Source organism: Paenibacillus sp. 10L310 (assembly GCF_056395745.1).
On the sequence record NZ_JBFTKC010000002.1, the window covers coordinates 228,760 to 254,682 of the forward strand.

A 25,923-nucleotide genomic window follows, 5' to 3' on the forward strand; every position below is an offset into this window, starting at 1 on the left:
TCTATTGTCATACTTAGTGGCCTGACTCTTCTTTCATCTCACCTTCCTGATGCATCTCATTACCGTCTCCTTCTTCACCATGTCCGTGCTCATCATGCCCATGTTCACCCATCATGTCCATATTCTCTGTGTTCTGTTTCCAGTCATGGGAGGCAAGATCCTCAGCGGTCATAATGGTTCCAACACCTTGCTCTGCGATGAAAGCTTCAGCCGAGGGCTTGTCCTTAAAATTAAGAATTCCATAGGCCATAGGCGTACGCAATGAAGCGTCGTATACATACGTGGCTTTGCTGTATTCAATCCATTCCTTGTCATTATAGTCACGTACATAGTCCATGCCGATGTTATCTGTGCCATTTTCTGTTTTCCACTGGTTCATGCAGCCGATATCATCGAACTTGTAATTTTGGCCGTCTTTCGTAGTGAGCTGTGTTGCATATGCATCGTCCTTCACCTGCATTTTACAGATCGCACAGATATCCACGTCTTCATTGATCGGCAATGCCGCGTATTTTGTTCCGCAAGCGGTTAACAGCACCATGCCAAACATAAGTACCATGAGGAATGTCCATCTTCTGTTCAAGCTTTTGTTCATTTTCGTAATACCCCCATATAGATGATTATAAAAGTTGCCATACCCAACAGAATTAACCCGAACAACCACACCACATTGGAATCTGTAGCACTTTCTACTGACATGTGCAGATCAGATTCCGTATCCATGCTCATTCGTGGCGATTTGTCGGTAGTCCATTGTTCTCTGCCTTCTGTAAACAACTCACTCAGAAAGACCATACCCGGTGATTGGAAAAAGAGCTGATACGCTGAATTTCGACTGACCAGTTGCTCATAAAAAGGATTGATAGCATAGGATATTTCACTGATCCCATCCCGATTCAGATCGAGCCCCTGAAAGGAGTCCCAGTAGTTCTCCATCAGGACATTATTCGGGCTATCCAGCGCCGAAGCTTCAATGACATTAGACACCAATTGGTTACGTGTAAACTCATTAGCTTCTGCCAGAACAAGCTGTATGCCAACAAAATTCCGAAGCACCGCATTGTCATGGATCTCATTGCCCGATGACTCTGCAATATTCATGCCGACACGATTACCCTCCACCACATTGTTGTGAATTGAGGATTGATGCACGTCATACAACAAAATCCCTTGAGAATGAACATTAGTACTCTGTTTGCGAAAAGAATTGCCCGATATAACCGTATTCTTGACGCCCATGATCATGGCACCTGTCATGTTCTCTTCTCCGGTATTATCCATGACAGAAGAGCCGTCAATATACATGCAATGGATGCCATACCTCGTATGTAACAGCCTGTTATTTTGCACGATAGACTTGCGACTGTTCTCCAGATAGATTCCATCCCTCATGCCGGTGATCTCATTGGCTTCAATGAAGCTATCATGGGAGTTGTACAGATCAATGCCATTGCCCTTCTGGCCACTGGAAGCAGAATCGGACCCGGCCCACGTAATGTTGTTCCGCTGAATCGTTGCCTGACTCGAATTCCGGATGATCATCCCATACCCCTGGGTCTGAATATGCAGATCCGTGATTTCACTGTTTTTCCCTTCAACCTGAATCGCTGCAGTCTGTTCATTCGTATCATGTTCAATTGTAAAACCGCTCAATTTCACCCCATCCGAGCGAATCATTATCGTAGAGGTGGCTTCCGCATTAACAACTATGACCGTAGGATCACCCTGAATGGTGATGTTTTTGTCAATCGTCACGGGTCCAGAATAACGACCTGATGCAAGTTCAATGATTTCTCCAGGTGCAGTGCGGTCAATCATAGGCTGAAGGGGAATGAGATCACGATGTCCGGAAGAGGCCATGACTACACCGTGCGGAAGGGGTAGTAGGAGCATCATCATTCCGATTAGAAAAATGAAACCTGTAACCCGACTCTTCTTACAACTGTTGAATGCACTCAAGCCTGCCCAAGGATTACTCATGATTCAAACCGCGCAATTCCGGCTTCTTGTTACAGATGCTTATTGCTGTGGCAATGTATTCAACGGGTCTTACGTTAATCCAAAATATACGTTGGTTGTACACACCATCCCTCCATTCCACTTAAAATCAACTCTCCATGTTCCTCATCCATTGAAGCAACGCAATAAATGAAGCGTTATCACAATCCTGATCATAGTGTACTTAAAATGATATTTATTCCATATAGCTCAATTAGGCTATAGACGCTACATTTTTGTGTCGATATTGTGATGTAAATCAAAAAAAGCCGCCATATAGGCGACTTCTAAGTAATATATTATTCAAATGGATAGGTCCAAAATGTTTCTCTGCCAAAACGTTTTTTGATTTCTTCATTATTCAGCTCACTATTTCCTACAAGCTCTGCTGCCTGGAATTGTGAACGATGGGCACGAATGGACGCCATTTTTCGATCCAAAAATTCGGATACGTCAACAAATACATCCGGTTTACCAATGTACTGTTCCTGATTATTAGCGAACGCAACGCAATGAACAATCGGACGTTCATCCACAGGAAGTTTAGTGATTGTACGTATAACAGCGGCTCCCGTTGCATCATGATCGGGATGAACACTGTACCCCGGATAGAACGTTATGACCAGCGTAGGGTTCAACTCTTTAAGTAGCGACATGATGGTGTCTTCCAGTAACTCTGGATCTTCGAACTCCAGCATTTTATCGTGGAAACCCAGCATTCTCAAGTCCTGAATACCAATCGCTTCAGAAGCTTCGATGAGTTCCTGTTTACGGATGCCAGGCAATGTCACTCGGTTGGCAAATGGAGGAATCCCCATATTGCGCCCCATCTCGCCAAGTGTTAGACAAGCATAGGTTACATGGGCACCGCCATCTATGTATTTGGCTAACGTTCCCGATACAGAGAAAGCTTCATCATCTGGATGTGGATATACCACCAAGATGCGCTCATGCTCGTTGTGTGTAGTATTCATGGTTATTCAATCCTCCGCTTTCATCAGAACATCTCTCGGCTTAATTGTAACGCCACAACTAGTTTACCTTGGCTGTCGTGACCGGCGAGAATCAGTCTTTCTTGTTCCTGCTCATCAATATGTGTAAGTCCTTCGGCGTAAAGCCATCCCTGCGTTGTTTTCAGACCAACACGGTATGGACCTGTACCTGAAATGGACCCCTGCGTATATCGTATGGCCGCATTAGTAATGAATGCCGATGCTGGATGTTTTGTACTGTCCATATGTTGTGCGTAAGCACCTGACGTAAGTTCTAGATGTACGTATAAGTCCTGATCAGCAAGATTATTGATCCGGAGCTGAATGTCTTGAGGTTTAATCGGTTGCATAGCGGCCTCCTTGTCTAATGTAATTGTACAAATTTCATTTTAACATAACCATAAGAGAATATACATGGAGTGACCCTGTCGACCTCTCATAGAGCCCTCTCATGATGATTCCAGTTTGAAAACAAGAACAGATTTGCGTGGTTTTTTCTCTTTTTATTCATCGATCATATCTATATTATGAAGTGTAGGCAAAAACGCCCGTGATGAAGAACCTTAAATTTTAAATGAATCTTGCTCCAACATGTTTGGAAAGGAGTTTAACTCGACTTGAAATCTCTAATACAACTACTTCATTTTGGCTATCATCAGGCCATGAGTTGCATATTTCCCGTAGCGATCTTTGGAACACTGGCACTGTCCAGCGTAGTTCCTATTCCTTACCTTCATCGATATGATGCCATTCTGCTCGTATTGCTTGCTGTGCAGTACCTAATGTATCGAAGCGGCTTGGAAACCAAGGATGAAATCAAGGTCATCTGTGTATTTCACATTATTGGCCTGGTGCTAGAAATCTATAAAGTATGGATGGGATCATGGTCATACCCTGAGCAAGCATACAGCAAAATCCTGGGTGTCCCTCTTTATAGTGGATTCATGTATGCAAGTGTAGCCAGTTTTATGTGTCAGGTGTGGCGAAGACTGCGGATGGACATGACCGGATGGCCTGGTTTTGCACCTTCGATGCTGCTCGGAGCAGCCATCTATATTAACTTTTTCACTCATCATTTTATGCCCGATTTTCGCTGGTGGCTGACGGCGCTTGTATTTATTGTCTTCTGGAAAACCTGGATTATTTACCGGGTAAGAGCAACGACCTATCGAATGCCCTTATCGCTTGCTTTTATCATTGTTGGTTTCTTCATTTGGACTGCTGAGAACATCGCTACATTTTTCAATGCCTGGAAATACCCTGATCAGCATGATGCCTGGCAACTGGTTAGCTTTAGCAAAATTAGTTCGTGGTTCCTGCTGGTCATCATCAGTGTCATCATCGTTGCGCAGCTCAAATATGTGAAGGCCAATCGAACCGCAGATGATCCAAAGTCCAGGTAACTATTTATTCTCTAACCGTAAAACAGCAACAATCTTAGACTCGTACCTAAAGTCTTCGAATGCCGCTGTTTTTTACTGGAGTTCTATTTGAGATTATTCAATAAAAAATGAGCCAAAGCCATCTGCCTCTTCAATGTCTTTGTTGATTAAGAGGCTCTCCTTTTCATCATATGCTTTGATTGTATAAGGAGGAGTAGCTGATGAAGGCAGGAATGCATACCAGATTTGTTGGTTCTCACCTGCCTCAACCAGCTTCGCATCGAAAGTTTCGGGCTTTCCATTTTGCTTGATTTCAACAGTTACACGTTTGATAGTGGAGTCTATGATGTCACCAAATAACATCGGTAACGGGGCCGAGACTTTTTCTAATTTCGGTATGCTCATATAATTCAACGCAAACTTGGATTCAACTGATTCATTAATGGAATATCCTCCACCCCATACCCATTTCCATCCGAAAATGTTCTTGCGGGTATACTCCATCTGAAGATTACTGTTATTTTCCCGACCCTTTTTTTGTGTAAACAAAATCATGCCCCCGTCCACAGCCTCCTGATGAATGAATTGGGAGGTATAAGATTCACCTCTAAATTCTTGAACGGCCCCTTGAGGACTGTTCGCTATAGGAATATGTATAGGTTCATTCAATCCCCAAACTTTGGATATCCGTTGATCGGCTAGCCCGCCAGCTCGTTCATTCATATACATATATGCCAAGATTGACAGGGGCGATAGTAAAATTACCATTGCAGTGATTAGCAAAATTCTCCTGTTACGCTTGAACATCTCCATGTACACTCCTTATGATAACGATGAAGTATTAAATACAATCACTCTGATATTACCATAATTAGCATATTAGTTCTTGTTTAAATATAATTCGGACAATCAAAAAAGGCCGCCATTGGCGACCTTTCAAGTCATTCATCGAAGCTATTCTCCCAGAAAGATTACTTCGGTTTCCAATTCAACTTGGAACGTATCATATACTTTCTTCTGAATAAATTGGATCAGATCCATATAATCCTGGGCAGTAGCGTGATCCACATTTACGATGAAACCTGCATGCTTCATGGAGATTTCAGCGCCTCCGATGCGAGTGCCCTGCAAGTTACAATCCTGAATCAGTTTACCGGCAAAATGTCCTTCGGGTCGTTTAAATACACTTCCACAAGAGGGGAATTCAAGCGGCTGCTTGGATTCTCTTAGGAACGTTAATTCCTTCATTTTGCTTGCAATATCTTCCTTGTTTCCTTTTTCGAGCCCGAATTCGGCCTCCAGTATGATATAGTGATCCATCTTGAAGAGACTATTTCGATAACCAAACTTCATCTCTTCTCGCGGAATCTCCAACACTGCGCCGTCTTTGGTGATCACAGTCGCACGTTCCACAACATCGGCGATCTGACCGCCATAAGCACCCGCATTCATGTAAAGTGCGCCCCCCGTGCTACCAGGAATGCCACAAGCAAACTCCAAACCGGTCAAGCTATGCTCCAAAGCAAGTCTGGATACCTCAATGATATCAACGCCGCTTTGCGCAATCATGCTGTCCTCATTCACTTTAATTTGATCGAAGTGGCTAAGAGAAATCGTTACTCCCCGGATGCCCCCGTCTTTAATAATGACGTTTGAGCCTTTTCCAATGACCGTCAGAGGTAACTGATGTAAGTTGGCAATTTCCACGATTTTAGTGATTTCGTCTATCGTTGTTGGATGGATGAGAATATCTGCGTTGCCACCTATTTTAATAAACGTGTGATTTTTTAGTGGTTCATTGAATTTCACTTTTTCCAAAGGTATCTGATGCTCAAAAATATTCATGATTTTCTCTCCCTGAATTCATAAAGAAATGATTGCACCATCGCGAAAATGAGATGCTTCTTCTTTATTATATGCTAAATAGGAGATTTTGTTTGAAATTATGTTGTTTTCATTATAATTAATCACATTCTCTTTAGATTTTGAACTTTTCCGTGAGTTCCTGCATGGAAGCAAGCTGTTGCTCTGTTGCCGCAACTACATGATTATGAGAGTTCTATGTCTGTTTGAGTCAGCTTGGCTGATAGCTCCCATAAACGAAAAGCTTGCTCAGGGTCGATGGCATACTTTTTAACCCCATAGAAACCTCCATCCTCAGGAGCCATTTCACTGATGTCACAATCCTCGCAGTAGACACCGCCTTTTCCCTCAAGCTGAGGAGAGGTTGCTGCCCAGACCTGCGTCGCTGCCCCCTGCTCAGGTGTTTTGAACGCAGGGTTGGCCACTTGTCCAGATTCATCAATCCAGCCCAGAGCAATCATTTCCTCTTTTGGCATATGACGCTGTAGTGGTGTCATAATTCCGCCTGGATGAACTGAGAAAGCCCGTACGCCGTGCTCTGCACCTCGACGATCCAGCTCAACGCTGAATAAAATCGTTGCTGTTTTGGACTGTCCATAGGCAGGGAATTTCTCATATCCATGTTCAAAGTGGATGTCATCCCAACGAATCGGTGAGAAATGATGTCCCGCTGATGCCAAGGAAACAACACGTGCTCCCCCCTGACTTGCAAGTGCTGGCCATAACAGATTAGTCAGGGCAAAGTGGCCCAGATGATTTGTTGCAAATTGAGCTTCCCAGCCAGGACCAACCCGCGTCTCCGGGCAAGCCATGATGCCCGCATTAAGAATCAGCATATCAATGTTCCGATCACTCGCCAGAAACCGCTCCGCAAAAGCACGAACGCTGGATAAATCAGCGAGGTCCAATTCATCTATTTCAACACCTTCCAGACCCGAAAGTGCTTCCTTCGCAACCGCTGGACGACGTGCAGTCACCACTACACGGGCTCCCGCATTAACAAGCGCACGTGTCGTCTCCAACCCCAGGCCGGAATATCCACCCGTTACAATAGCAAGCTGTCCGGACAAGTCCAGATCCCTCAATACATCCTCCGCTGTACTATTATGGTTGAAGCCAGAGTCCATTTTATGTTGTAAAGTTCTAGTATTATTTTCCTGTGTCATTCTGTTCATCTCCTTAGTAATATTTCTACTTTTTCAAAGTCTACACCCTAGAGCGTACTCTAAGTCAAATGGAAGTGAATACATCACCTGCAACTTCTCCGTGCAAACTGCAAAAGTAAAAAAAGCCGCCAGTTGGCGACTTTCGTTGAAATGATTATAGTCATCCAAGTTACGAATCACCCTGAACGGTGGATAACGAAACAAGGACCGGACTGGCGAAATCAGAGGCCTCTTCTCCTTTTGGATTATGAAGACGGAATAAAAATGCTTCCTCTTCTTCTGATTTCCAGACCATATAATCGCTAATGCCTTCTTCACCAGAGGCCTGAAGATAAAGCTCGGCATGACCAAGCGGGTGTTCTACCAGTTCTCCACTATAATCAGATACCTTACCGTTTTTTTCTAATTCTTCTTTACCCGCTGTCTCCAGTTCTGCCAGATTATAATCCGAAGGCAGTGGTTCAATATCCACATAATAGTCAGCGTTACTAGTCAGTGACAGACGGCCTTGAGCAGCATCAAATGTGAATTTCTCGAATACGTACAAGGAAAATCCTTCTCCTTGTTGCAAGGTCGCCTCTAGTGATTGATTGCCATCTGCGGTCAACATTTCAAAACTTGAGGTCTGTGGACGCTCCGTTTCATTTGCTTCTTCTGTTCCATCTGTTTCAGATGGTTGTTCATTTTCTGTTGAAGGTGCTGGAGCAGGTTCACCTACTGGCATTGATGGTTGAGGGCTAGGCAAAGGTTCATTACTACCAGAGCAAGCTGCAAGCGTTAGAACTATAACGATTAACGAGATACTCATCATAATAGAACGTGGTTGAAACATCAGGTTCATTCCCCCTGTCTATATTCTGTGCTTACATGTTATTACCCATAGCAGAGACTCGGAATCCATAGGTCCAACCTATGAAGTTATCCATAATCAGTATTTCCCTAGGGTCAGGGAAGAACCCTCGATACGGATACCTCGGCATCGATCGAAAGAAGCAAGGTGGATATCAATGCCACGCTGGAGGATCAATTGGTGTGGTTGGAGGAAGCGGGGTTTCGCGTGGCAGATTGCATGTATAAATACTTGGACTTTGCAGTGTTTTATGCGCAAAAATAAAAAAAGACCGGATTATGGGCAGCTATGCCGTGATCCGGTCTTCTCACATATCTTTCATTCTGAATCACTTATTTCAGCGACGCTGGCAGCTTAACGCCGAGAAGTTTGCCTTCGGCTTGGATGATGATCATTCCGTTTGTCTTCAAGGTCGTGTTGTGCAGATCTCCACCGGTGGAGACGCGGAAGACCGACTGACCCGACATCATGTTGAGGACAAGCAGTGTGCCGTTACGTTGTGCTCGATACATCCCTTTACCGTAAACATCAATCTGAGAAACGGGGGCATCACCATGCCACTGGACCTCTTGACCATTAGCCAGCTTGATGCCTGTAAGTTCTCCCGTGTTTCCGTTTTTGAAGATCAACCTTTCCTGTGTAACGCCAAGCCATACCATATTTTCGCCGTAAGGGCGCTGAAAAGTTCGAAGTGGCGCGGGACCTGACTTGGTTGAGGTCAACGAATACTCCGCTATCTTATCCCCTTGTAGAATGTATAGTTTGTCTTTATTGGAAAATATCCCTCCATCCCCATTCACATACGGTGGATCTCCCGGCATGGTCCACTTATACTCCTGACTTCCTTTTAACACACCGGTCTTCAGATTGTACACATTCACTTTCCATTTACGTTCTGGTGAAGACTCGTCATTTTCCAACATCGAAGAATAGTAGTCCGCTGAGTATACAAGTCCGTCTTTGATCTGAATAGCTTCCCCCTGACCAAAATGACCCCATAGCTTCTTGCCCGTTTTCTTGTCATATGCATTAAGCTGTAAGGATGTAAGTGCCCCTTGGACAAAAAAGGTTCTCAACACCACACCATTAGATTCTCTCAGATACTCAGTACCATTACCTTCACCTAATGGTTCATCTGCTTCCCAACGCAGTTTGCCTGACTGGATGTCCAGTGCAAACGTTGTACTCCCCTTAATCACGTAGAGGGTATCCACCGTTGGAATCAGAGCTTCCGTACGGTTATACGTATCAATCCAGGTGGATGTGCCTGACTGCCATTTTGCTTTGCCTGTCTTCGCATTCAAGGCATATGGCTTGTGATCAATGGTCAGTCCGTAGAGAATCCCGCTTTGATAGGTAATATAAGGAGTCAGGTCTTTGTCGTAAGTCCACAACCGTTTACCTGTTGTCGCATCAAGTGCAATCAACTTCGATCCAGCAAACGTGAATACTTTGCCTTCTTCTGCGATGGCATTAACTCCAACATACGTCTCGTTCATATTCAGATAGTTATCTACTTTCGCTGTCCAAGAAGGTTTCAGTTCAGGTACAGTGATTCGTTGATACGAATACCAGTTACGGATGGATACATCCGATGCTTCAGCATGTGCCTGCGATGGCAACACGCCGATAACGCCGTGAACCATCAGCATTCCGGCAGTAATGCCTGCAATGATGGGTCTTCCTGCTCTTCTTTTCCATTCCTTATTCATTTGACGTTTATGTATATTGACCATGGTAAATGAATTCCTCCTGTTATTAAAATCCTGAGATACAACTACATAAACATAACGTGTGATAGGTCCAAACAGTTACCAGATTGTTAAATTATTCAAATAAAATATCAAAAAAGCCGCCACCAGGCGACTTCTTGATAACTGTATTTTTTCGGTGATAAGTTGCGAACGTGACTCATTAATGAAGTTTCTGCTTTACTTTAGTTGGATCTGGAATACATCACCGGCGTCCCCACCAAAAACGATAAAACCACTTTTCGGGAGTTTCGTCGATTCCTGATTGGTTGCTACAGAGAAGTCAACCATTTCCCCTTTATCATTATACACTGCATAACCTCCGGTCTTCGGAGAATCCACCGTGATGGATTTGTTACCCGAGCGTGCGTCGATCACATACCACCGGGCTTGACCGTTTGCCGGAATAGTCGTAATTCCTTTTTTTCCACCAAAGATTGGAGTAATCGCATCCTCGGCAATGTATTCCTGCCCATCCTGGAGCAAAATCTCGGCGCCATTCTTTGTGTAAAATTGCAGATCAAACGCGTCTCTTCCATTCATTACAGGAATCTCGGCGATATTCTCTGCGTTGTTTGCATCCATGATTTGCGTGCCATTAGCATAGCCATTTTTGGCATCAACAGACAGGTTCTTGATCAGCATCGATGGAAGCAGATAAAAGATCGATGTTATTTTTTCATCCAACGCGTAATATTTCGAGCCGTCACGAGCTGTCCATTTCTCTTTCGTTGCTGCGTCAAGCGCATTATGATCCAGTTTTTGATAATCATACGTGTTCATTACCGTTTGGCCTATGCCGGGTAACGTAATCATACCCTGAATTTTAACATATACCTTGTCATTACGTTCCTTCACAAAGCTAGCTTTTACACTGCCATCCGCACTTGTAAAATGTTCGTCGCCTGTGTACACATATTTCTGCTCTGGAATAATTCCACCCAACAAGGCTGGCAGTTGCATCTCACCATCCTTAATCGTTATATCCAATGTCTCTCCTACCGTACCATAGAGACCGGAGTACGCGCTTAATTCTGTTGGCATCTTCACTTTGTCGGGTGACGAGAAGGTCTGATCGGGTTTAACCTTGTCGATGATGCCTTGATCCGCCAGAACTTCCAGCAGCACTTTGCTGGCAAACATCTGATTGTAGATGGAAGATCCGCCAGATGATAGAACCGCCATTGAAATATCATGTTCAGGTATAGTGATTAACACGGCATGGTACAACATGGTATCCCCGCCTTTGGCAAGCGCGGTAACCCCATAATCGCTGAAAGGTGCAAGGTCAACCGAATCCCATCCCAAGCCATAATTGATCGTATTTTGCTCATCAGATACCCATATGCCCTTACGATATTCATGAGATTGCATGGCCTTCACAGCAGATTCGGACAGAATATCCGGTCTGTTCCCCATTAAAACCTCTCCGAATTGACTCAATTCTTCTGCGGTAGAGTACACTCCGCCTGTGCCGATAATGTTTGCATTTTCGGTAGGCATCTTCATCTCAAGTGTAGGCCAATAGGTTTCGGATAATTGCGCTCTGTCAAAGGAATCTAGTGGTGTCTTCGTTGATTCCAACTTCAACGGCTCGCTGATGAACTTGGCGATATATTCGCTGTAGCTTAATCCACTCACCCGTTCAACTAGGATTTCAAGCAATTGAAAACCGTCATTGGCGTAGACGGAGTATGCGCCAGGTTTGGATTTCAGTTTTTCGGACTGAAGTTTGAGCAATAACTCATCATGATTGCGGGTGTCATTATCTTCAAACAACATGCTGTTTCCATAATGTGTACCGTAAAGACCGGATGAATGATTCATCAACATGCGCGGTGTGATTTGAGTATAGCGCGCATCTGCCATTTTAAAGTCTTTGATATACGAAGTAAGCGGCTCATCCAGATCTATTTTACCGGAATCAACCAGCTTCATGGCGGCTGCCGTAACAACCATTTTGCTAACCGAGCCTATGCCATACATGCTATCCTTGTCTATTGGCTTCTGTGATGCCTTATCGTGCAGTCCGACACTATCTGATAAAATATATTCCCCTTCATCCATGATCGCATATTGCACACTGGTGACACCGTAGTTTTGCACCATCTCCTTGGCGATCTGCTCCGCCCGTGCCTCAATCGTACCGCTGTTATTCGCTTCTGCTCTGACATCTGCCAGCGGTGTAATTACAAGTACCGCTGTACATAAAAGACTAATTAGTTTCTTCATCATATGTCCTCCCTCAAATGTTCTTATGAATGAATTCATCATATCCGGGAAGAGACTGATCAAACGCAAACGGACCCTGAATGGAAAAAAACAACCCCTGAACGGCAGGTTCAGGGATTGTCGGTGTGGAACGGAAGCACGACCATGTTGTTAAATTTCCGATGCTGATGCTCAATACTCATATGTCCACCATATTTCTCGCATATTCGCGATATATTGGTTAGACCGATCCCATGGTACTCCGGATTGGGCTTGTCACTTTTCAAGTCAACGATCGGTTGCTCCACATGATTCATAATCTGGATGACAAGTGCAGTTGATGTGGAGTGAATGGCAATCAGGATGTATCGATCCTCGGCCTGTCTAACTTTCTTGGAGGCCTCAATTGCGTTATCAAGCATGTTACCCAGCACCACACACAGATCGTACCGATCGATCTGGATATGCTGCGAGTGGAGCTGGATTTTGGTGTCGATTTTGATCCCGTTTGCCTGCCCCATAGCCAAGGTATTTGTAACGAGTGCATCAATGACCAGATTGCCGGAGTTCACCCGCTGATACGCACCTTCAATGGTATTTAATGTAGATTTAATATGGTCACCTGCCGCTGCCAGTTCGTTACGTTGGATACATTCATCAATATACAGAAACTGCTGATTGATATCATGGATGATGGATTTAATGTTTTTGAAACTGTGAACGGTCTTCTCATAATTGGCATCCTGGTAGTCCATCTGACGCTGTAACTGGGTATTTTCATGCGCAAGCTGTACCTTTTCCACCATGTTGTCGAATACATATACAATGAACACGTTGAGAAATAGAGAGCCTAGTACGGAAAAGACGTAGAATATGTTTTTTTCACTATATATGGAGGCCACATTGATCTGATAGATCGTAATAATGGGTACGATGAGAAACAGCAAATAATAACGATAATGCACGGCAAAACTTCTGCGTTTAGCCACTAGACGCACAATTTGAATAACAATGAACATGATACTGCAACCAACCAGCATCACCTTGGAGAGAATCCAGTGGTTTTCTCCGTTGAACTGTTCCCATGAGATGAATTCTGTGGATTCCAAAACTCCGAGAATATATACAGCTATCGTATTTGCCATTGTAATCAGAACCGCATACAGGATAGTAAAAACAAGCTTGATTTTGAACTCCACTTCATAGGACTGTGCCAGACTGAAGATTAACAGCAGAGCAACAGCAGTAGAAACGATATCAGAGAAGGAAGAGACCAAATAAAAATAACCCAACATGAGAAATACCATGAAATAGATCGCTCTGCGCGGCTTTCGTCTGGACTTGCCCAACACAGAATCAAAATAAAAATTCGCCTGAAATGCCATAAGTAAGGTCACAAAAATGATGGAAAAGATCATATAGGTACCCATATCATTGAATCCTCATGATCATATATTTGGTGTAAGCATCCTTGATTTCTTTGACCTTGGATYGACCTATGGGCAGTTCCGTTCCATTCAACATAACGACCTGGGTACCGGAAAACTTCTGAACATGCATCAGGTTGATGATAATCGAGCGATGAATCTGCAAGAAACCATGGTCTTTCAAACCGGTAGCATAACTGGATAAAATGCCTTTGGTTTCATGTACATTTTCCTGTGTCACAAAATTCAACTTGTTCTTAATCGTTAAACTTTTGACGACCTCAATCCAGAGAATATCATCATATTTCAGCAGCAATTCATCATAGTCTGATTTGATTAGTACATACTTTTTGTCCAATGCCTGAAAATATTGACACAGCTTAATCATCTTTTCCTCGAAAACTTGCGGCTGGATTGGCTTGATCAGATATTGAAAGGTGATGACATCAAAGCTCTCCACCATATATTCCGGGTAACTGGTCAGAAACATAATCTGTACATCCAGAAACTTCATGTTCCTGATCTCTTTAGCGGTCTGAATCCCGTTCATTCCGCCCATCTCCACATCCAAGATGAGAATATTGAATGTATCCCCAACCTCTCTGTAGTGTGAGAGCAGTTGTTCACCAGATGTGAATAGGCTAATTTGAAAATCAAAATTGGTTTTTAGAGATAAGGAGACCAGCATGGATTTCACACGTTCTCGTTGCTGCTCCTCATCATCACAGATTGCAATATTGAACATGGGGGAACATCCGCCTTTCATCGACATCGACTCTGAATTTCACTCTCGAATATACTATTTTAGCATAGGTTTCGGAGTCGAATGGGGATGAAATGCATTATTCCGACCCTAAAACGCAGATCAACAAAAAAAGTCGCCACATTGGCGACTCTTGAGCTTGTAACCTTCTCCAGCATTCCTATGAAAAGTCCAGTCTGTTATTTTGTTTTTTTGGGGAAAGCATGGCGGTAATACCGTATTACCTTGCGATACATCGTCTTGTCCTTTAATTGATTGAATATATATGGGTCAGGTTTGACATTCACTTCAATAATCCAGGGTTTCAGACTGTGGTCAAGGCCGATATCCACACCAATTTGCTTAAGATGCGGGTACTTTTTTTTCATATGACGAGCTATGCGCAGGCTAAGCTCATTCATCTCTTGAATCAGTTCATTTCTGCGTTTGGTGGATGCATGTGATTTTAGCAGCTTGTGAATATCCATCGGTGTACCACCACTATGATAATTGGTTACGATTTTCTTTGGATGACCCAGTCGACCGATGATTCCGGTAGCTTCCCAATGTTTGGTCGGGCTTAGCTGTATCATGACACGGATGTCAAAACGTCTGTTATTGTGCTTAAGCAGATGGATTCCTCTCTGAATCAGATAACTTCTTTTATTCACCAGACGAGTCAGACTGTTATAAAACGATTCAAAGCTGTCAAACGTCAGACGTTTTTGCTCGATCTGATAGACAAAATGTTGCTGACTTTCCATCTCGGCCTTAATAACACCCATCCCGAAAGTACCTCTCTCGGGTTTGACATAGACCATTCCATATTTGCTGATCATGGATTTCAGATTCGTTTTGTTATATTTCTGTGTGTCGGGGATAAATGGTTTAATTAATTCATTATTAATGATCAATTTTGTTTTTAACCACTTGCTTCTTAACGGCTGCAACTTATCAACTCCCATGTCGTAAACTCTCCCTTCAGCAACCGCATCAAAGCCTGCTGTTTGATCAAGATCCTGCAAGCATTATATGTAATACCGATAAAGGAACCCTCAACAAAAGCCCCTATTCGTAAAAATGTATATTTGCACATGCCCTGACCAAAACACTTTTGCACACATACCATATAATGAGTCATCACGATTTGTGCAAGGAGATGAGTAGATGTCCGTCCAGCCTGGAATCCGGTTGAACAATGCGCCTAAGATTGATGTTCTTATACCAGCGATCGAGAAAGATTTGGCTACCCTTCCCCTCGTCATCGATAACATTCGCCGTTATGTAAAACATCCCATTGGAAGCATATATATTGTTTCTCCGGTCAGCACCAAGATCAGAAAACTTTGTTCCCTTAAAAACTGCATTTTTGTTAATGAGCGATCCGTCCTGCCTATAACCAAAAACGACATACACTACCAGTCCTCCCGATGGAATCGGTCAGGCTGGTTATATCAGCAGTTGCTCAAAATGAACGGAGATTCCATTGTGAAGGCAAAGTACTTTCTAGTCATGGATGCAGATACCGTACTGATTAAACCTCATTCATTTCTTGTAGAAGGCAAAACAGTCTTTTACTGCCGTGACTGGAGCCAGCCGGAATATTTCAATACCTACCGCAAGTTGTTAGGCATGAAAGCTCCGCGTCCCCGCTCTTTTGTCACCCATTATATGCTGTTGGACAAATCGAAACTCGCTGCCTTAAAACAGAAAATTGAAGCGGTTCATAAGCTGCCATGGTACAAAGCCATCATCTCCAATATCAATAAGAAAAAGCAGTTTGGTTTCTCCGAGTATGAAACGTATGCCAATTTTATGTATACGAAAAACCCAGGCAGCATGGTCCTTAGAAGTTCCAAGAATAAAAGTCTGAATGTGAACGCTTCTTCGTTAAAAGAGCAACAAATCCGCAATCTGGCTCTTAAATATCGTTCTCTTTCCTTTCATAAACGGAAAATCTATAGTAAAGCTCCCTGAGCTTAAGGAGGAAGCCCATGCATATCGTAATGCTGTGCGGCGGCTCTGGCAAAAGGCTCTGGCCGTTATCCAATGAGCTTCGCTCCAAGCTGTTCATAGATATACTTCCATCACCCGCTGGAGGTAGGGAATCCATGATCAGCAGAGTATGCCGCCAGCTTGACAGTTCATCCCTAACGGATTCAACACTCATTATTTCACATCAAGATCAGGCTAATATTACGGCACGACATACTCAAGGCAAAATACCAGTCATTGGGGAACCTTATAAACGAGGCACTTTTACTGCGGCGGCCTTAGCGACGTTATATCTGCAATCCTTCCGAATGGCCAAAGATGACGATGTGATCTGTATCGCGCCAGCTGATGTGTTCGCAGGTGAAGATTTTTTCAGTAACTTCCAATTACTGCCGGACATATTGAAACATTCTCAAGCCGAGATCGCTTTAATTGGGACAAGGCCTACACATGCTTCAGAACAGTATGGATACATCCTGCCGGGTGGGGTAGAACGTAATGCTTATGCGCCCATAACACAATTTATAGAAAAACCCGAAGCCACCATTGCTGAAACGCTGCTACAACGTGGGGCACTATGGAACTGCGGTGTGTACGCATTCACCGTCGCGTTTATGATATCCCATATTAAAAAAATGGGGCTTCCGGTTCATTATGATCAATTGTCGTCCCTGTATGAAGCGTTACCTGAACGCAGTTTTGACAAGCATGTTGCAGAAAAGGCACAGCGGGCCGTAGTCCTGCCTTATAAGGGAGTATGGCAGGATATCGGAAGCTGGGATACGCTGTGCGCACAGTTAGATACCCATGTAATCGGACACGGTGGAATCTCGGGTTCTTCCTCCGATTCCTATATTATTAACGAGCTTCCCTACCCCGTCCAAGTCATTGGCGTGCCAGGTATTATCGCTGCCGCAAGTCCGGATGGCATTCTCATTGCCAACAAAAATAATTCAAATGAAATTAAAGCTCAATTGGGTAACTTGCCATTAAAACCAATGTATGGTGAAGCAACCTGGGGCAGTTATCGTGTCATTGAGAGTTCGTTAGACGATGAGAATACAACTGTAACCACATTAAACATAACGGTTCTACCGGGCAAACATATCGGGTTGAACTGGCATAGAACTGGGTGTAGAGCATGGACCGTGCTTGCAGGCAGTGGGCAAGTGCTTGTCAACGGAAAGGTCATGCAAGTGAGTATGGGCAATCAGTTCGCGATTACCAAGGAGAGTCTCTTTTCTATTCTGTCTGAAACCAGGATGGTGATCCTTGAGGTCCGGATCGGAGTAACAGAGGATAAAGACAACATACTTTTTGAAGAAAAAGATTGGAATGTAATCCTAAAAAGTGCAGGTTCATCTAACGTTTAATGGGAGAATGAACCGATTCAATCTGCATGTCTTATAGCCCCTTCCATTCGCGGAAGGGGCTCATTGGCATAATTAAGGGAAACCTGACACTTCTTCTCCCTACATCTTAGTTAAACAACTTGCGAAGTTCCTCTACTTCCAGACGTGCAACTGGCTGGTAAGCGGAACTTTGTACATAACGCTGGAAGCTGTATAACAACTGTCTGCCCTCCAATGTAGTCATCAGACGCTCCAGATTCAGTGCTCCCATCAGCACTCTCCCCTTCCGGACCCGACACTCCATCAACAGGCCGAGCTTGTGGTTTCGCTCAAAATTATCAATGGTCTGCACGATCGGATTCAAGTCTTTATCCAACTCATCCAAGATGATCGATGACGACTCGGACACGATGCTCCACCACGGATAAGTTGAGTGCTCCTCTGTGACAAAATGTTCGAAGGCCGGATGATCCTGTTGAATTAACAAGCCCATTGTGCCCACAGGAACTTCTCTTTTCATATTCTCCGAGATGGATCGGAACATAGGGTAAGACCAGAAATCGGTGCTATAGAAACCTTGGATCGTGTGTTGAAGCTGATTGGGATTCGGGAAAAGTAAAATATCCTCGCCCTGCTCAAGCAGCGCCAACGCCTGTTCCGAGAGTTCGGTAAATAGATTCAAACCGCTCAGGTCCACTTCCTCCTGACTCGGGTAGATCCACAGGTCGTAAGACTTACGGATATCCGTGCCCGGAATGGACAGTCTAAGCTCCACTTTGGTCATATTGGAGACTTCAGGAATGCGAATGCTGAGATCCGCGACATTCACATAATGTTCTCCATGGGTCGCTGGCAGGTCTGCTTTCCCTTCCAATAGGACGCTTCCTTCGATCTGCTCGCTTTGAATTTCCCACTTCAGATGACGTCCGTCCAATGCCTGTCTGCGGAAGTAACTTAGTTCAATGCGTGCTTCGAACAATTCACCCGCTTGATAATTATATTTGGGGAATCTCGCCAACAACACAGCGTCGGAACAAAACGTTCTCCACTCCTCCGGTGTAATCATGCCTTTGGAATCCATGAATGCGTCCAGTACACCCACCAGCGCTGTTCCCTGACCACTGAAATCCTGGAGATCCAGCAGCTGGAACCCGGCTAGTTGCTGCGAACGAAAAGCAGCTTCCAGTTCTTCCTTGTAACATGCGACCGCGAGTTTACCAGAAGCTCTGAAGTATGCTTCCGCCAGATGTCCCAGTCCTTTGGCATTCAGACGCTCTCGAAACACTTCGAAATTCTTGGCTTTGAGAGAACCCGTATACTTGTTGATCTCCTCGAAATTAGGAAACGTGGCGTACTGTCCAATTTCATGCGAGATGATTGGTACGTGTGAGACAAGTTGGTCACTTCCAGCTTCGGCCTGCACTGTTTTGGAACCTGTCCCATACTGAATCTGAATCTCTTTGTCCCCAGTCTGACCAGAAGGGTCAGCATCGCTGCCTTGCTCAGGTACAATGTTTGAATCGTAATCTTTCAATGTATTTGGCAGGTCGGTCTGCACGTGACCGAGCGGAGCATCACACATCGCATATGAACCTCTGAACAGGCGCTCTTTGGAGAAACGAACCCCGCAGAAGAATTCACTTTCCTCCAGAATGTCCGGCACAAACTGAAAGTTATTCGAACCTTCGGTGTATAGATGACGATGATCATATGCTTTGTATGCCTTCAGGATCGAATTCAATCTGTCCTTGCTTCCCCATAGTTCATTCCCCATGGACATCATGACAAACGAAGGATGATTACCAAAAGCACGCAGCATCGCAAATCCTTCGCTAATCAAGTAATCCTGCTCGGCTTGATTATGCCCATCCGAAGATTCATCCGTAATGGTTCCCCAGAACGGAAGCTCAGGCTCCATGTAGATGCCGAGCAGATCCGCTGCAATAAAAGCAGCCTCCGGAGGACAACAGGTATGGAAACGGTAGTGATTGATACCGTAGGACTTGGAGATAGCGAGAATACGAACCCATTCTTCCACATCTGTTGGCGCGTATCCGGTGAGCGGAAAGATCAGCCCGTCATGTTTGCCTCGAAGAAACGTTTTGCGACCATTAATGGTGAATTTGTCTCCTGTAGCCCGGAATTCCCGTAATCCCGTCCATACTTCGGTGGAATCCAGCACTTCGCCGTCCTGATCTTGCAGATGAATATGAAGTTGGTACAGGTTAGGTTCATCATCACTCCATAACATCGCATCTTCACCAATCTTGTACGTCAGCTGGATTTCCTGCGAATCCGGGGCGAAAATCTGTTCCTCGGTCGTATACACCGGATCTGCACTGACTGCAACAGCTGAAACCACGATTCGTACTTCTTGCAGGTCACCAACAAGTGCTGCCTTGATATCGAAAGATCGAGTCGCAAGATCGGGATAGACCTGAACATTATCCAGGAAAACACGCTCGAAAAATTGAAGTTCCAATTTCCCGGTGATGCCGTTCCAATTCGTCTGCGTGTCTTCGGATGTAAGGTGACCACCTTTGGTTGGATAATTGGTATTGTCCACTCGAATGGTAATTGTATGAGTCCCAGCGGTTAGCCCTGCCTCAATCTCGTAACGGTGAGGTGTGTTCAGACTGTTTTGTGTTCCGCATTCCACCCCATCGATCCAAACTGTGGTTACTCGTGTTCGTTCCAGATGCAAGAAGCAACATTTTCCAGCCAAGTGTTCGGGAATTTCAATCTCTCGTGAAAACCAGGCATAACCCTCAAATAAGTACTCATCCGTCAGCGCACCGATTAACACATTCTCGTTTTTCTTGCCCTTGGCCGCATGAGATGTAGTATTTGGCAATGTAATAACGTCTGAGAAATTCAGACCACGTTCTACCTTATGTTCATCAAGTTGGAGTTTCCATATGCCTTCCAGATTTATTGCTTCTATCATGATAGTGTCCCCTTTAAGATTCATATAATCGATAAAAGTAATCGCTTCCAATGAACAGAAATCGTTTTCGAGAAACATACCTGTATTATAAACTCGATTGACGCCCTCGCATAGATCATTTACAAATAAAAAAGCCGCCAATGCTGGCGACATCTTATGGATACCTATCCTGTATCCTGAACAATTTTAAAATATGGTGGGAACCATGCCCCCGTCCATCCGGATGGGAGAGCCTCTGAAGGCTGAAGCATATGGGCTGCATACAAATGCAGCGAGTCTGCCTATTTCACTTGGCTTGATGAATCGCTGTAATTCGGACTGTGGCAGATTACTCTTCATAAAGTCTTTCTCTTTTTCCTCAAAAGTCAGTGCCTCATCAGGGTATATGCCCTCAATGATTTCTTGTACGTTTTCGGACAGTGTTGGACCTGGCAGGATCGTATTGATCGTAACCTCGGTTCCTGCTGTCAGTTTGGACAAACTTTTGGATAATGACAGCAGCATTGACTTGGTCATGCAATACTGAGGCATCTGGCCTGAAGGCATAAGGGCTTCTTCACTTGCAATGAAAATAATACGTCCGTCATTGTTCTTCACCATTTTAGGTAAATAAAATTGGGACAAGCCATTGGCAGCAAGTACATTAGTACGGAAATATTTCTCCCACACTTCATCATTTATGTCTTCATAACTCATGATTTCATATATCCCCATGTTATTGATTAATATATCAACTTCAGGAAATTTCTCGAATAAAGCTTCGCGTTGCGCCAGATCCACAAGATCAGCGGTAGCCTTTCGCGGAGAGGTCTCCGGAAAAGTGGACTTGATTTCACGAACGGTTCGTTCCACCTCTTCATCATTACGTCCATTAATCAGAACATGAACACCTTCTCGGGCGAGTTCTATAGCAATCGCTTTACCGATTCCTTTTGTTGATCCTGTAACTAAGGCTGTTTTCTCTTTTAGTCCCATATCCATCCTGCATTTCTCCTTCTTGATTACAACTATCCGGTAGCCGTTTCTTGAACATTGGCAACTAGCTTCATACACCGGATAGATACAATATTACGCAGTCTGAAGGATCTAGTAACTAGCACTTTGCGCCAGAGTTATTGCCTGACACGCCAATTTGAAGGTGTATCCCCTTCCCAGGTCTTGAAAGCACGATAGAACGAATTCTGATCTTCATATCCAACCAGAAATGCCACTTCTTTGATATCAAGTGAAGGATCTGCAAGGTACGCTCGAGCCTGCTCACGTCTGGCCTCGGTTAATAATTGCTTGAAGTTTGTGTTCTCCTCCGTCAGTCGCCGCTGCAAAGTACGATCACTCATGCGAAGCTCTTTGGCGACCGTCTGGATGTCAGGGCGCTTTCCTGTGAGGCTGCGTTTCATGATCCATTTGACCACTTCAGTAACGGAACGATTGCTCTCTTGTTCGTCGAGCGACCGATCCAGAGCAGGGGTCAGAATCTCCAGTAACTCCTCGTTATACGATAAAAATGGAAGACTCAGATCTTTCCGTTCCAGCGTCAGCCGATTATAGATGGAATTCGTATCAACTCGGCAGCCGAAGTAAGCCTCAAGGGTGGCTACGTCACCCATCGGTTGGGAGAACTCAACCCTTTTGGCAGTCAAAGGTTGTCCTGTGCCCCTCCGTCCAAGTTCGATCAGAAATGCCAGCGTAATACCGACCAGTAATGGCGGACCTGGTTGCTCCTTATGTAACCATCCTAGTTCAATGATACATTCCTCTCCTGCTTCGGTAATCTGCAAACTCTCGGGAGGACACATTTGCTTGTAACGCACCATGCGATTCAACGCATCACGATAATCACGAGCATGGTACATCGCCAGAACAGGTGGAGGATACTTCGATATTTCATATCCGGTTGCAAGTTTGATGATGCCCTCGGCGGTGTCCCCATTGAGATCAGAGTAGGCCTGCCAGATTGCGAAGTATTGAGATTGGGTCACTACAGGTTTATTTATTGTCTCAAGAGATAGTTGTGCTGTACGAGCGATGTCATCAGCACCAATCCCTAATTGATGTAATCCAGCCCAAAAGCCTGGATGAACTTTAATCCGATCATTCGGTTGAGGTTGCATGTATACAGACTCCTTTAACTTGTTCCATTTTTATTCTGATTTCTAATTATAGAATGGATGTACCTATTTTTGAAACTTACCCTCAGCGAGCCATTTCCGGGTAATACGAAAACACGACTAACCATGAATGGTCAGTCGTGTTCAAGTCAATCATTCAGAATATTATGAAAGAATGCACATTTTGTATGTTCAGCTACTCATTCAACGCAGTTTTGATCAGGGCATTCACCCGCGAGTTAAACAGCAGACCGATATGGGATACGAGGGAAACCGAAACGTTGTTCGCCCCGTTCAACCGGGAAAGTACCGGGGACACAATCGTGTCACTGGTGGAATAGATCGAGGTCACCTTTATTCCACTCGGAGCTGTCGTTGTGGTCAATCGATTAGCCCCGCCAAGGGTAATCAACTTATCCACTTTGGAAGCGCCTCCACGGTTAAGTATGTAATAGAGACTATTAGCTCCACCCATGCTATGAGCTATAATATTGACTTTTGTATGACCCGTTTGGCGCAGAACATCATCTACGAATCGACTAATTGCTGCGGAGTTCAACAGCTGGTTTCCTTGTTTGCTAGGAAGGTCAATCGCGAATAATTCGTCTCTTGTCCACCCTTGACTACGCAAATAACTCTCAATTGCTGTAAAATTGCTATCTGAACCGGTCAATCCATGTACCAATACAATGGGTGTACGTGCCGTAGCTGCAGAAGCCTTTGAACTCGATCCTATTCCAGTTATTGATAAGGCAAGGATCATACTCATGAATACAACAAGCATTAATTTGGTCTTTTTCACTTCATTACCCTCCTGTAAAATGTTTTATATTCCATATATTACAATCTAACATATGGAATATAAATGAATCTTTAGTCTCATTTTTACAGGGATGTCTAAAGTATACTACAAATAACATCATTACATTTTATTAAACTCTAGTTCTCTACTTCTTACCCTTCAACGATATCTGCACGTAGATCTGTTGCAATCTCAATCATTTTGGGTACAATAGCTTCGTTAGAAATAGCTACATACAGATCCCCCATGTACAAACGAAAAGCAATCTGTGCACCCTCAAGGTCCCACATAAAAAAGTCCCCCTCAATGGTCATGGTGCTCTCTGCTCCTACAATGTTAAGAACCGGTGAATAGGTAAAATCGGGTTGGGATTCGAAGTAGAGTTTGCACTCTTCCAGCGAGATGGATTGTTCGGCATTACTATCTTGCATGGATCGGGTAATTCGAAAACGCTGATTCATTGATTTGCCTCCAAAACTTTATTAATATATACATGTTGCACAGCATTATATTTTCTCATTTCCGTCTTCCACTGTCAAAACCATACATGATCGATTCTTCAAATTCATATATACTGAATACAGTGCACAACGAATTTCTACAATCAGGAGGAGTCAAATCAATATGTTAAAAACAGAATTCATTGATGTACTATCCCTTGTCTCACATAAATTATATGATTCGGCTGCTAATGTCATGGACACGGCAAGCAGGTTAATTCCTGCAAACACGTTTTGTATTGCCCAGTTGGATCATCTATCCACCAAGGTTCTGAACGTATATAATCGTGACAAACTCATTCTGGGTGAGGGGCTGGTCGTTGATAACGCCGAGTCATACTGTGCACTTGTGACTGAACATTCCCAAGGCCCGTTAGTAATCAATAATAATCTAACACATCCATTAACCAGACATATGGACGCAACCGAATTCGTAGGTGGGTGTTCATTTGTTGGTGTGCCTATACATAATGAGAACGGAGAAATCTACGGCTCCCTTTGCTCATTTGATCAGGATTTCTATTCCTATCAACAAAAGGACGTGGATCTGCTTCTCTCCTTGTCTTCCTTTTTCACGAGTCTTCTTGAGATGGAAACAACTCTGCAACAATTAAAACAGGCGGAAGAGACCGCTGCAAAAGTGCTTGAAGAAAAGAAAAATTTGCTGGCCGTTCTCAGCCATGAAATCCGGACGCCAATGAATGGTGTTCTTGCAATGGCCAATCTGTTGCAATCTACCAGGCTGAGTGAGGATCAATCGTTATATGTTAATGTCATTGAGTCAAGTGGCGCCAGCCTTCTGTCGATGATGGATCAGATTCTGGACTACTCCAAAGCAGAAGCTGGTGCGATCTCTCTGGAGATCAAGCCCTATAGTGTCACTGAAACAGTTGAACATGTATTACAATTATTCTCTTCTGAAGCACAGAAAAAAGGAATTAGGTTGTACGCAGAATATAATATTACTGATCATCTGATGCTTATGGGCGATCAGCACAAAGTTCGTCAGATTCTAATCAATCTCGTTGGAAATGCACTTAAATTTACGGAAAAAGGGGAAGTATGCATCTCTACTGAGGTATCTGCTGATACAAAAGGTACTCTCCATGCATCCTACGAGATAAGAGATACGGGCATCGGTATCCCGCAGGATCGTCAGGATCTGTTGTTCAAATCCTATTCCCAGATTCATGGTAATTCAGGAAAGTATGGCGGAGCGGGGCTGGGCTTGTCCATCTGTAAACAACTCGCTGAATTAATGGGTGGCATTGTATGGCTTAAAGAGTCCAGTCCTATGGGCAGTCGGTTTGTCTTTAATATTTCCAGCGTTGCACCCTCCGTCCATGCGAAAATCTGAATGATGAATATATTATTCTATCTGAACGGATAGGAGGTATATACGTTGACACAATTTCTGGATGCAAGATCATCGCAAAATGCTGCGTTGTTTAATTCCATTTCCATACCGATTCCAGTGATTAACACACCTCAGTTATTTGCCCAGATTGGTCTGCAAACAGCTGGAGCGGGAACCAACCTGAGAGTCTCCCTAAAAGGAACTATAACGGTACAATTACCGCTTGCTCTATTTCAAGTGAGAATTATTATTGTAAGAGGCACTGTTGCAACCGATCCGATCGTTTACTCCGGAAACTACACGTATGGTCTGAACGGTCTGCTTAACCCTGAAGTGATTGTCTTCTCTGCTAGTGACTTTAACATTCCGATCGTACCACAATTAACCTACTCCGCATTTATCAGTACTAACCTGCTCGGAACGGTTCGGGTTGGCCCCGAGAGTTTCGACGGATTTGTCGTTTCCGATTAGCATGAATAC

General features: G+C 44.0%; 23 protein-coding genes. 5 read left to right on the forward strand and 18 right to left on the reverse strand.

Going from position 1 to position 25,923, the window contains the following annotated elements:
• Positions 1-13: 13 nt before the first annotated feature.
• The 4 genes from AC1DE7_RS06610 to AC1DE7_RS06625 all read right to left on the reverse strand — a co-directional run bounded on the left by AC1DE7_RS06610 (position 14) and on the right by AC1DE7_RS06625 (position 3,340).
• Positions 14-595: a nitrous oxide reductase accessory protein NosL gene (locus tag AC1DE7_RS06610; protein WP_051447067.1), complete on the reverse strand. Its 582-nt coding sequence runs from the start codon at positions 593-595 to the stop codon at positions 14-16.
• Complete coding sequence (locus AC1DE7_RS06615; RefSeq protein ID WP_282321488.1) at positions 592-1,980, reverse strand: right-handed parallel beta-helix repeat-containing protein; 1,389 nt, start codon at positions 1,978-1,980, stop codon at positions 592-594. Before AC1DE7_RS06615 ends, AC1DE7_RS06610 begins: the two co-directional genes overlap by 4 nt.
• A 317-nt stretch (positions 1,981-2,297) precedes the next feature.
• On the reverse strand, positions 2,298-2,972 hold the full coding sequence (gene bshB2 / locus AC1DE7_RS06620) for a bacillithiol biosynthesis deacetylase BshB2 (protein ID WP_253508297.1): 675 nt from the start codon (positions 2,970-2,972) through the stop codon (positions 2,298-2,300).
• A 23-nt stretch (positions 2,973-2,995) separates the two neighbouring features.
• Positions 2,996-3,340, reverse strand: coding sequence for a YojF family protein (locus AC1DE7_RS06625; RefSeq protein ID WP_017688572.1), 345 nt, complete (start codon positions 3,338-3,340; stop codon positions 2,996-2,998).
• A 267-nt stretch (positions 3,341-3,607) separates the two neighbouring features.
• Between AC1DE7_RS06625 and AC1DE7_RS06630 the strand changes: the two genes are divergently transcribed.
• Complete coding sequence (locus AC1DE7_RS06630) at positions 3,608-4,393, forward strand: DUF817 domain-containing protein (RefSeq protein WP_253508295.1); 786 nt, start codon at positions 3,608-3,610, stop codon at positions 4,391-4,393.
• A gap of 93 nt (positions 4,394-4,486) precedes the next feature.
• On the opposite strand, the gene AC1DE7_RS06635 is transcribed toward AC1DE7_RS06630, so the two are convergent.
• The 9 genes from AC1DE7_RS06635 to AC1DE7_RS06675 form a co-directional block, all read right to left on the reverse strand.
• Positions 4,487-5,185, reverse strand: a complete 699-nt coding sequence (locus tag AC1DE7_RS06635; protein ID WP_477533978.1) for a hypothetical protein — start codon at positions 5,183-5,185, stop codon at positions 4,487-4,489.
• A gap of 141 nt (positions 5,186-5,326) precedes the next feature.
• Entirely contained in the window at positions 5,327-6,235 is a 909-nt protein-coding gene (gene murB, locus AC1DE7_RS06640) for a UDP-N-acetylmuramate dehydrogenase (protein ID WP_435303347.1), read from the reverse strand.
• Positions 6,236-6,420: 185 nt separating this feature from the next.
• Positions 6,421-7,401 (reverse strand): SDR family NAD(P)-dependent oxidoreductase, encoded by a 981-nt coding sequence (locus AC1DE7_RS06645; protein WP_282321489.1) that lies wholly within the window; start codon positions 7,399-7,401, stop codon positions 6,421-6,423.
• Positions 7,402-7,570: 169 nt separating this feature from the next.
• Positions 7,571-8,209, reverse strand: coding sequence for a hypothetical protein (locus AC1DE7_RS06650; RefSeq protein WP_477533979.1), 639 nt, complete (start codon positions 8,207-8,209; stop codon positions 7,571-7,573).
• A gap of 374 nt (positions 8,210-8,583) precedes the next feature.
• Entirely contained in the window at positions 8,584-9,963 is a 1,380-nt protein-coding gene (locus tag AC1DE7_RS06655) for an outer membrane protein assembly factor BamB family protein (RefSeq protein WP_477533980.1), read from the reverse strand.
• A gap of 219 nt (positions 9,964-10,182) precedes the next feature.
• Positions 10,183-12,234, reverse strand: coding sequence for a serine hydrolase domain-containing protein (locus AC1DE7_RS06660; protein WP_477533981.1), 2,052 nt, complete (start codon positions 12,232-12,234; stop codon positions 10,183-10,185).
• A gap of 110 nt (positions 12,235-12,344) precedes the next feature.
• Positions 12,345-13,643, reverse strand: a complete 1,299-nt coding sequence (locus tag AC1DE7_RS06665; RefSeq protein WP_477533982.1) for a GHKL domain-containing protein — start codon at positions 13,641-13,643, stop codon at positions 12,345-12,347.
• 1 nt (position 13,644) lies between these two features.
• Positions 13,645-14,385 (reverse strand): LytR/AlgR family response regulator transcription factor, encoded by a 741-nt coding sequence (locus AC1DE7_RS06670; protein ID WP_477533983.1) that lies wholly within the window; start codon positions 14,383-14,385, stop codon positions 13,645-13,647.
• Positions 14,386-14,582: 197 nt separating this feature from the next.
• The gene (locus AC1DE7_RS06675; RefSeq protein ID WP_076249384.1) at positions 14,583-15,347 is read right to left on the reverse strand and encodes a YheC/YheD family protein; all 765 of its coding nucleotides are present in this window, start codon (positions 15,345-15,347) and stop codon (positions 14,583-14,585) included.
• Positions 15,348-15,549: 202 nt separating this feature from the next.
• On the opposite strand from AC1DE7_RS06675, the gene AC1DE7_RS06680 reads away from it, so the two are divergent.
• Both AC1DE7_RS06680 and AC1DE7_RS06685 read left to right on the forward strand, forming a co-directional pair.
• Entirely contained in the window at positions 15,550-16,359 is an 810-nt protein-coding gene (locus tag AC1DE7_RS06680; protein WP_477533984.1) for a DUF6492 family protein, read from the forward strand.
• A gap of 17 nt (positions 16,360-16,376) precedes the next feature.
• Positions 16,377-17,750: a sugar phosphate nucleotidyltransferase gene (locus AC1DE7_RS06685; protein ID WP_477533985.1), complete on the forward strand. Its 1,374-nt coding sequence runs from the start codon at positions 16,377-16,379 to the stop codon at positions 17,748-17,750.
• Positions 17,751-17,856: 106 nt separating this feature from the next.
• Here the strand turns inward: AC1DE7_RS06685 and AC1DE7_RS06690 are convergent, their stop codons facing one another.
• The 5 genes from AC1DE7_RS06690 to AC1DE7_RS06710 form a co-directional block, all read right to left on the reverse strand.
• Entirely contained in the window at positions 17,857-20,676 is a 2,820-nt protein-coding gene (locus tag AC1DE7_RS06690) for a glycoside hydrolase family 2 TIM barrel-domain containing protein (protein ID WP_477533986.1), read from the reverse strand.
• Between the two features lie 186 nt (positions 20,677-20,862).
• Positions 20,863-21,657: an SDR family NAD(P)-dependent oxidoreductase gene (locus AC1DE7_RS06695; RefSeq protein WP_477533987.1), complete on the reverse strand. Its 795-nt coding sequence runs from the start codon at positions 21,655-21,657 to the stop codon at positions 20,863-20,865.
• A gap of 131 nt (positions 21,658-21,788) precedes the next feature.
• Positions 21,789-22,787 carry an AraC family transcriptional regulator gene (locus AC1DE7_RS06700; RefSeq protein WP_477533988.1) on the reverse strand — a complete coding sequence of 333 codons (999 nt, stop codon included), beginning with the start codon at positions 22,785-22,787 and terminating at the stop codon, positions 21,789-21,791.
• Between the two features lie 193 nt (positions 22,788-22,980).
• Positions 22,981-23,586 (reverse strand): esterase/lipase family protein, encoded by a 606-nt coding sequence (locus tag AC1DE7_RS06705; RefSeq protein ID WP_143781002.1) that lies wholly within the window; start codon positions 23,584-23,586, stop codon positions 22,981-22,983.
• Positions 23,587-23,738: 152 nt separating this feature from the next.
• Positions 23,739-24,047 (reverse strand): hypothetical protein, encoded by a 309-nt coding sequence (locus AC1DE7_RS06710; protein ID WP_036608134.1) that lies wholly within the window; start codon positions 24,045-24,047, stop codon positions 23,739-23,741.
• Positions 24,048-24,210: 163 nt separating this feature from the next.
• Here AC1DE7_RS06710 and AC1DE7_RS06715 point away from each other — a divergent pair, with 163 nt between their 5' ends.
• Both AC1DE7_RS06715 and AC1DE7_RS06720 read left to right on the forward strand, forming a co-directional pair.
• Positions 24,211-25,443 carry a GAF domain-containing sensor histidine kinase gene (locus AC1DE7_RS06715; RefSeq protein ID WP_127548375.1) on the forward strand — a complete coding sequence of 411 codons (1,233 nt, stop codon included), beginning with the start codon at positions 24,211-24,213 and terminating at the stop codon, positions 25,441-25,443.
• Positions 25,444-25,488: 45 nt separating this feature from the next.
• Complete coding sequence (locus AC1DE7_RS06720) at positions 25,489-25,914, forward strand: hypothetical protein (RefSeq protein WP_127548373.1); 426 nt, start codon at positions 25,489-25,491, stop codon at positions 25,912-25,914.
• The last annotated feature ends 9 nt before the right edge of the window (positions 25,915-25,923 follow it).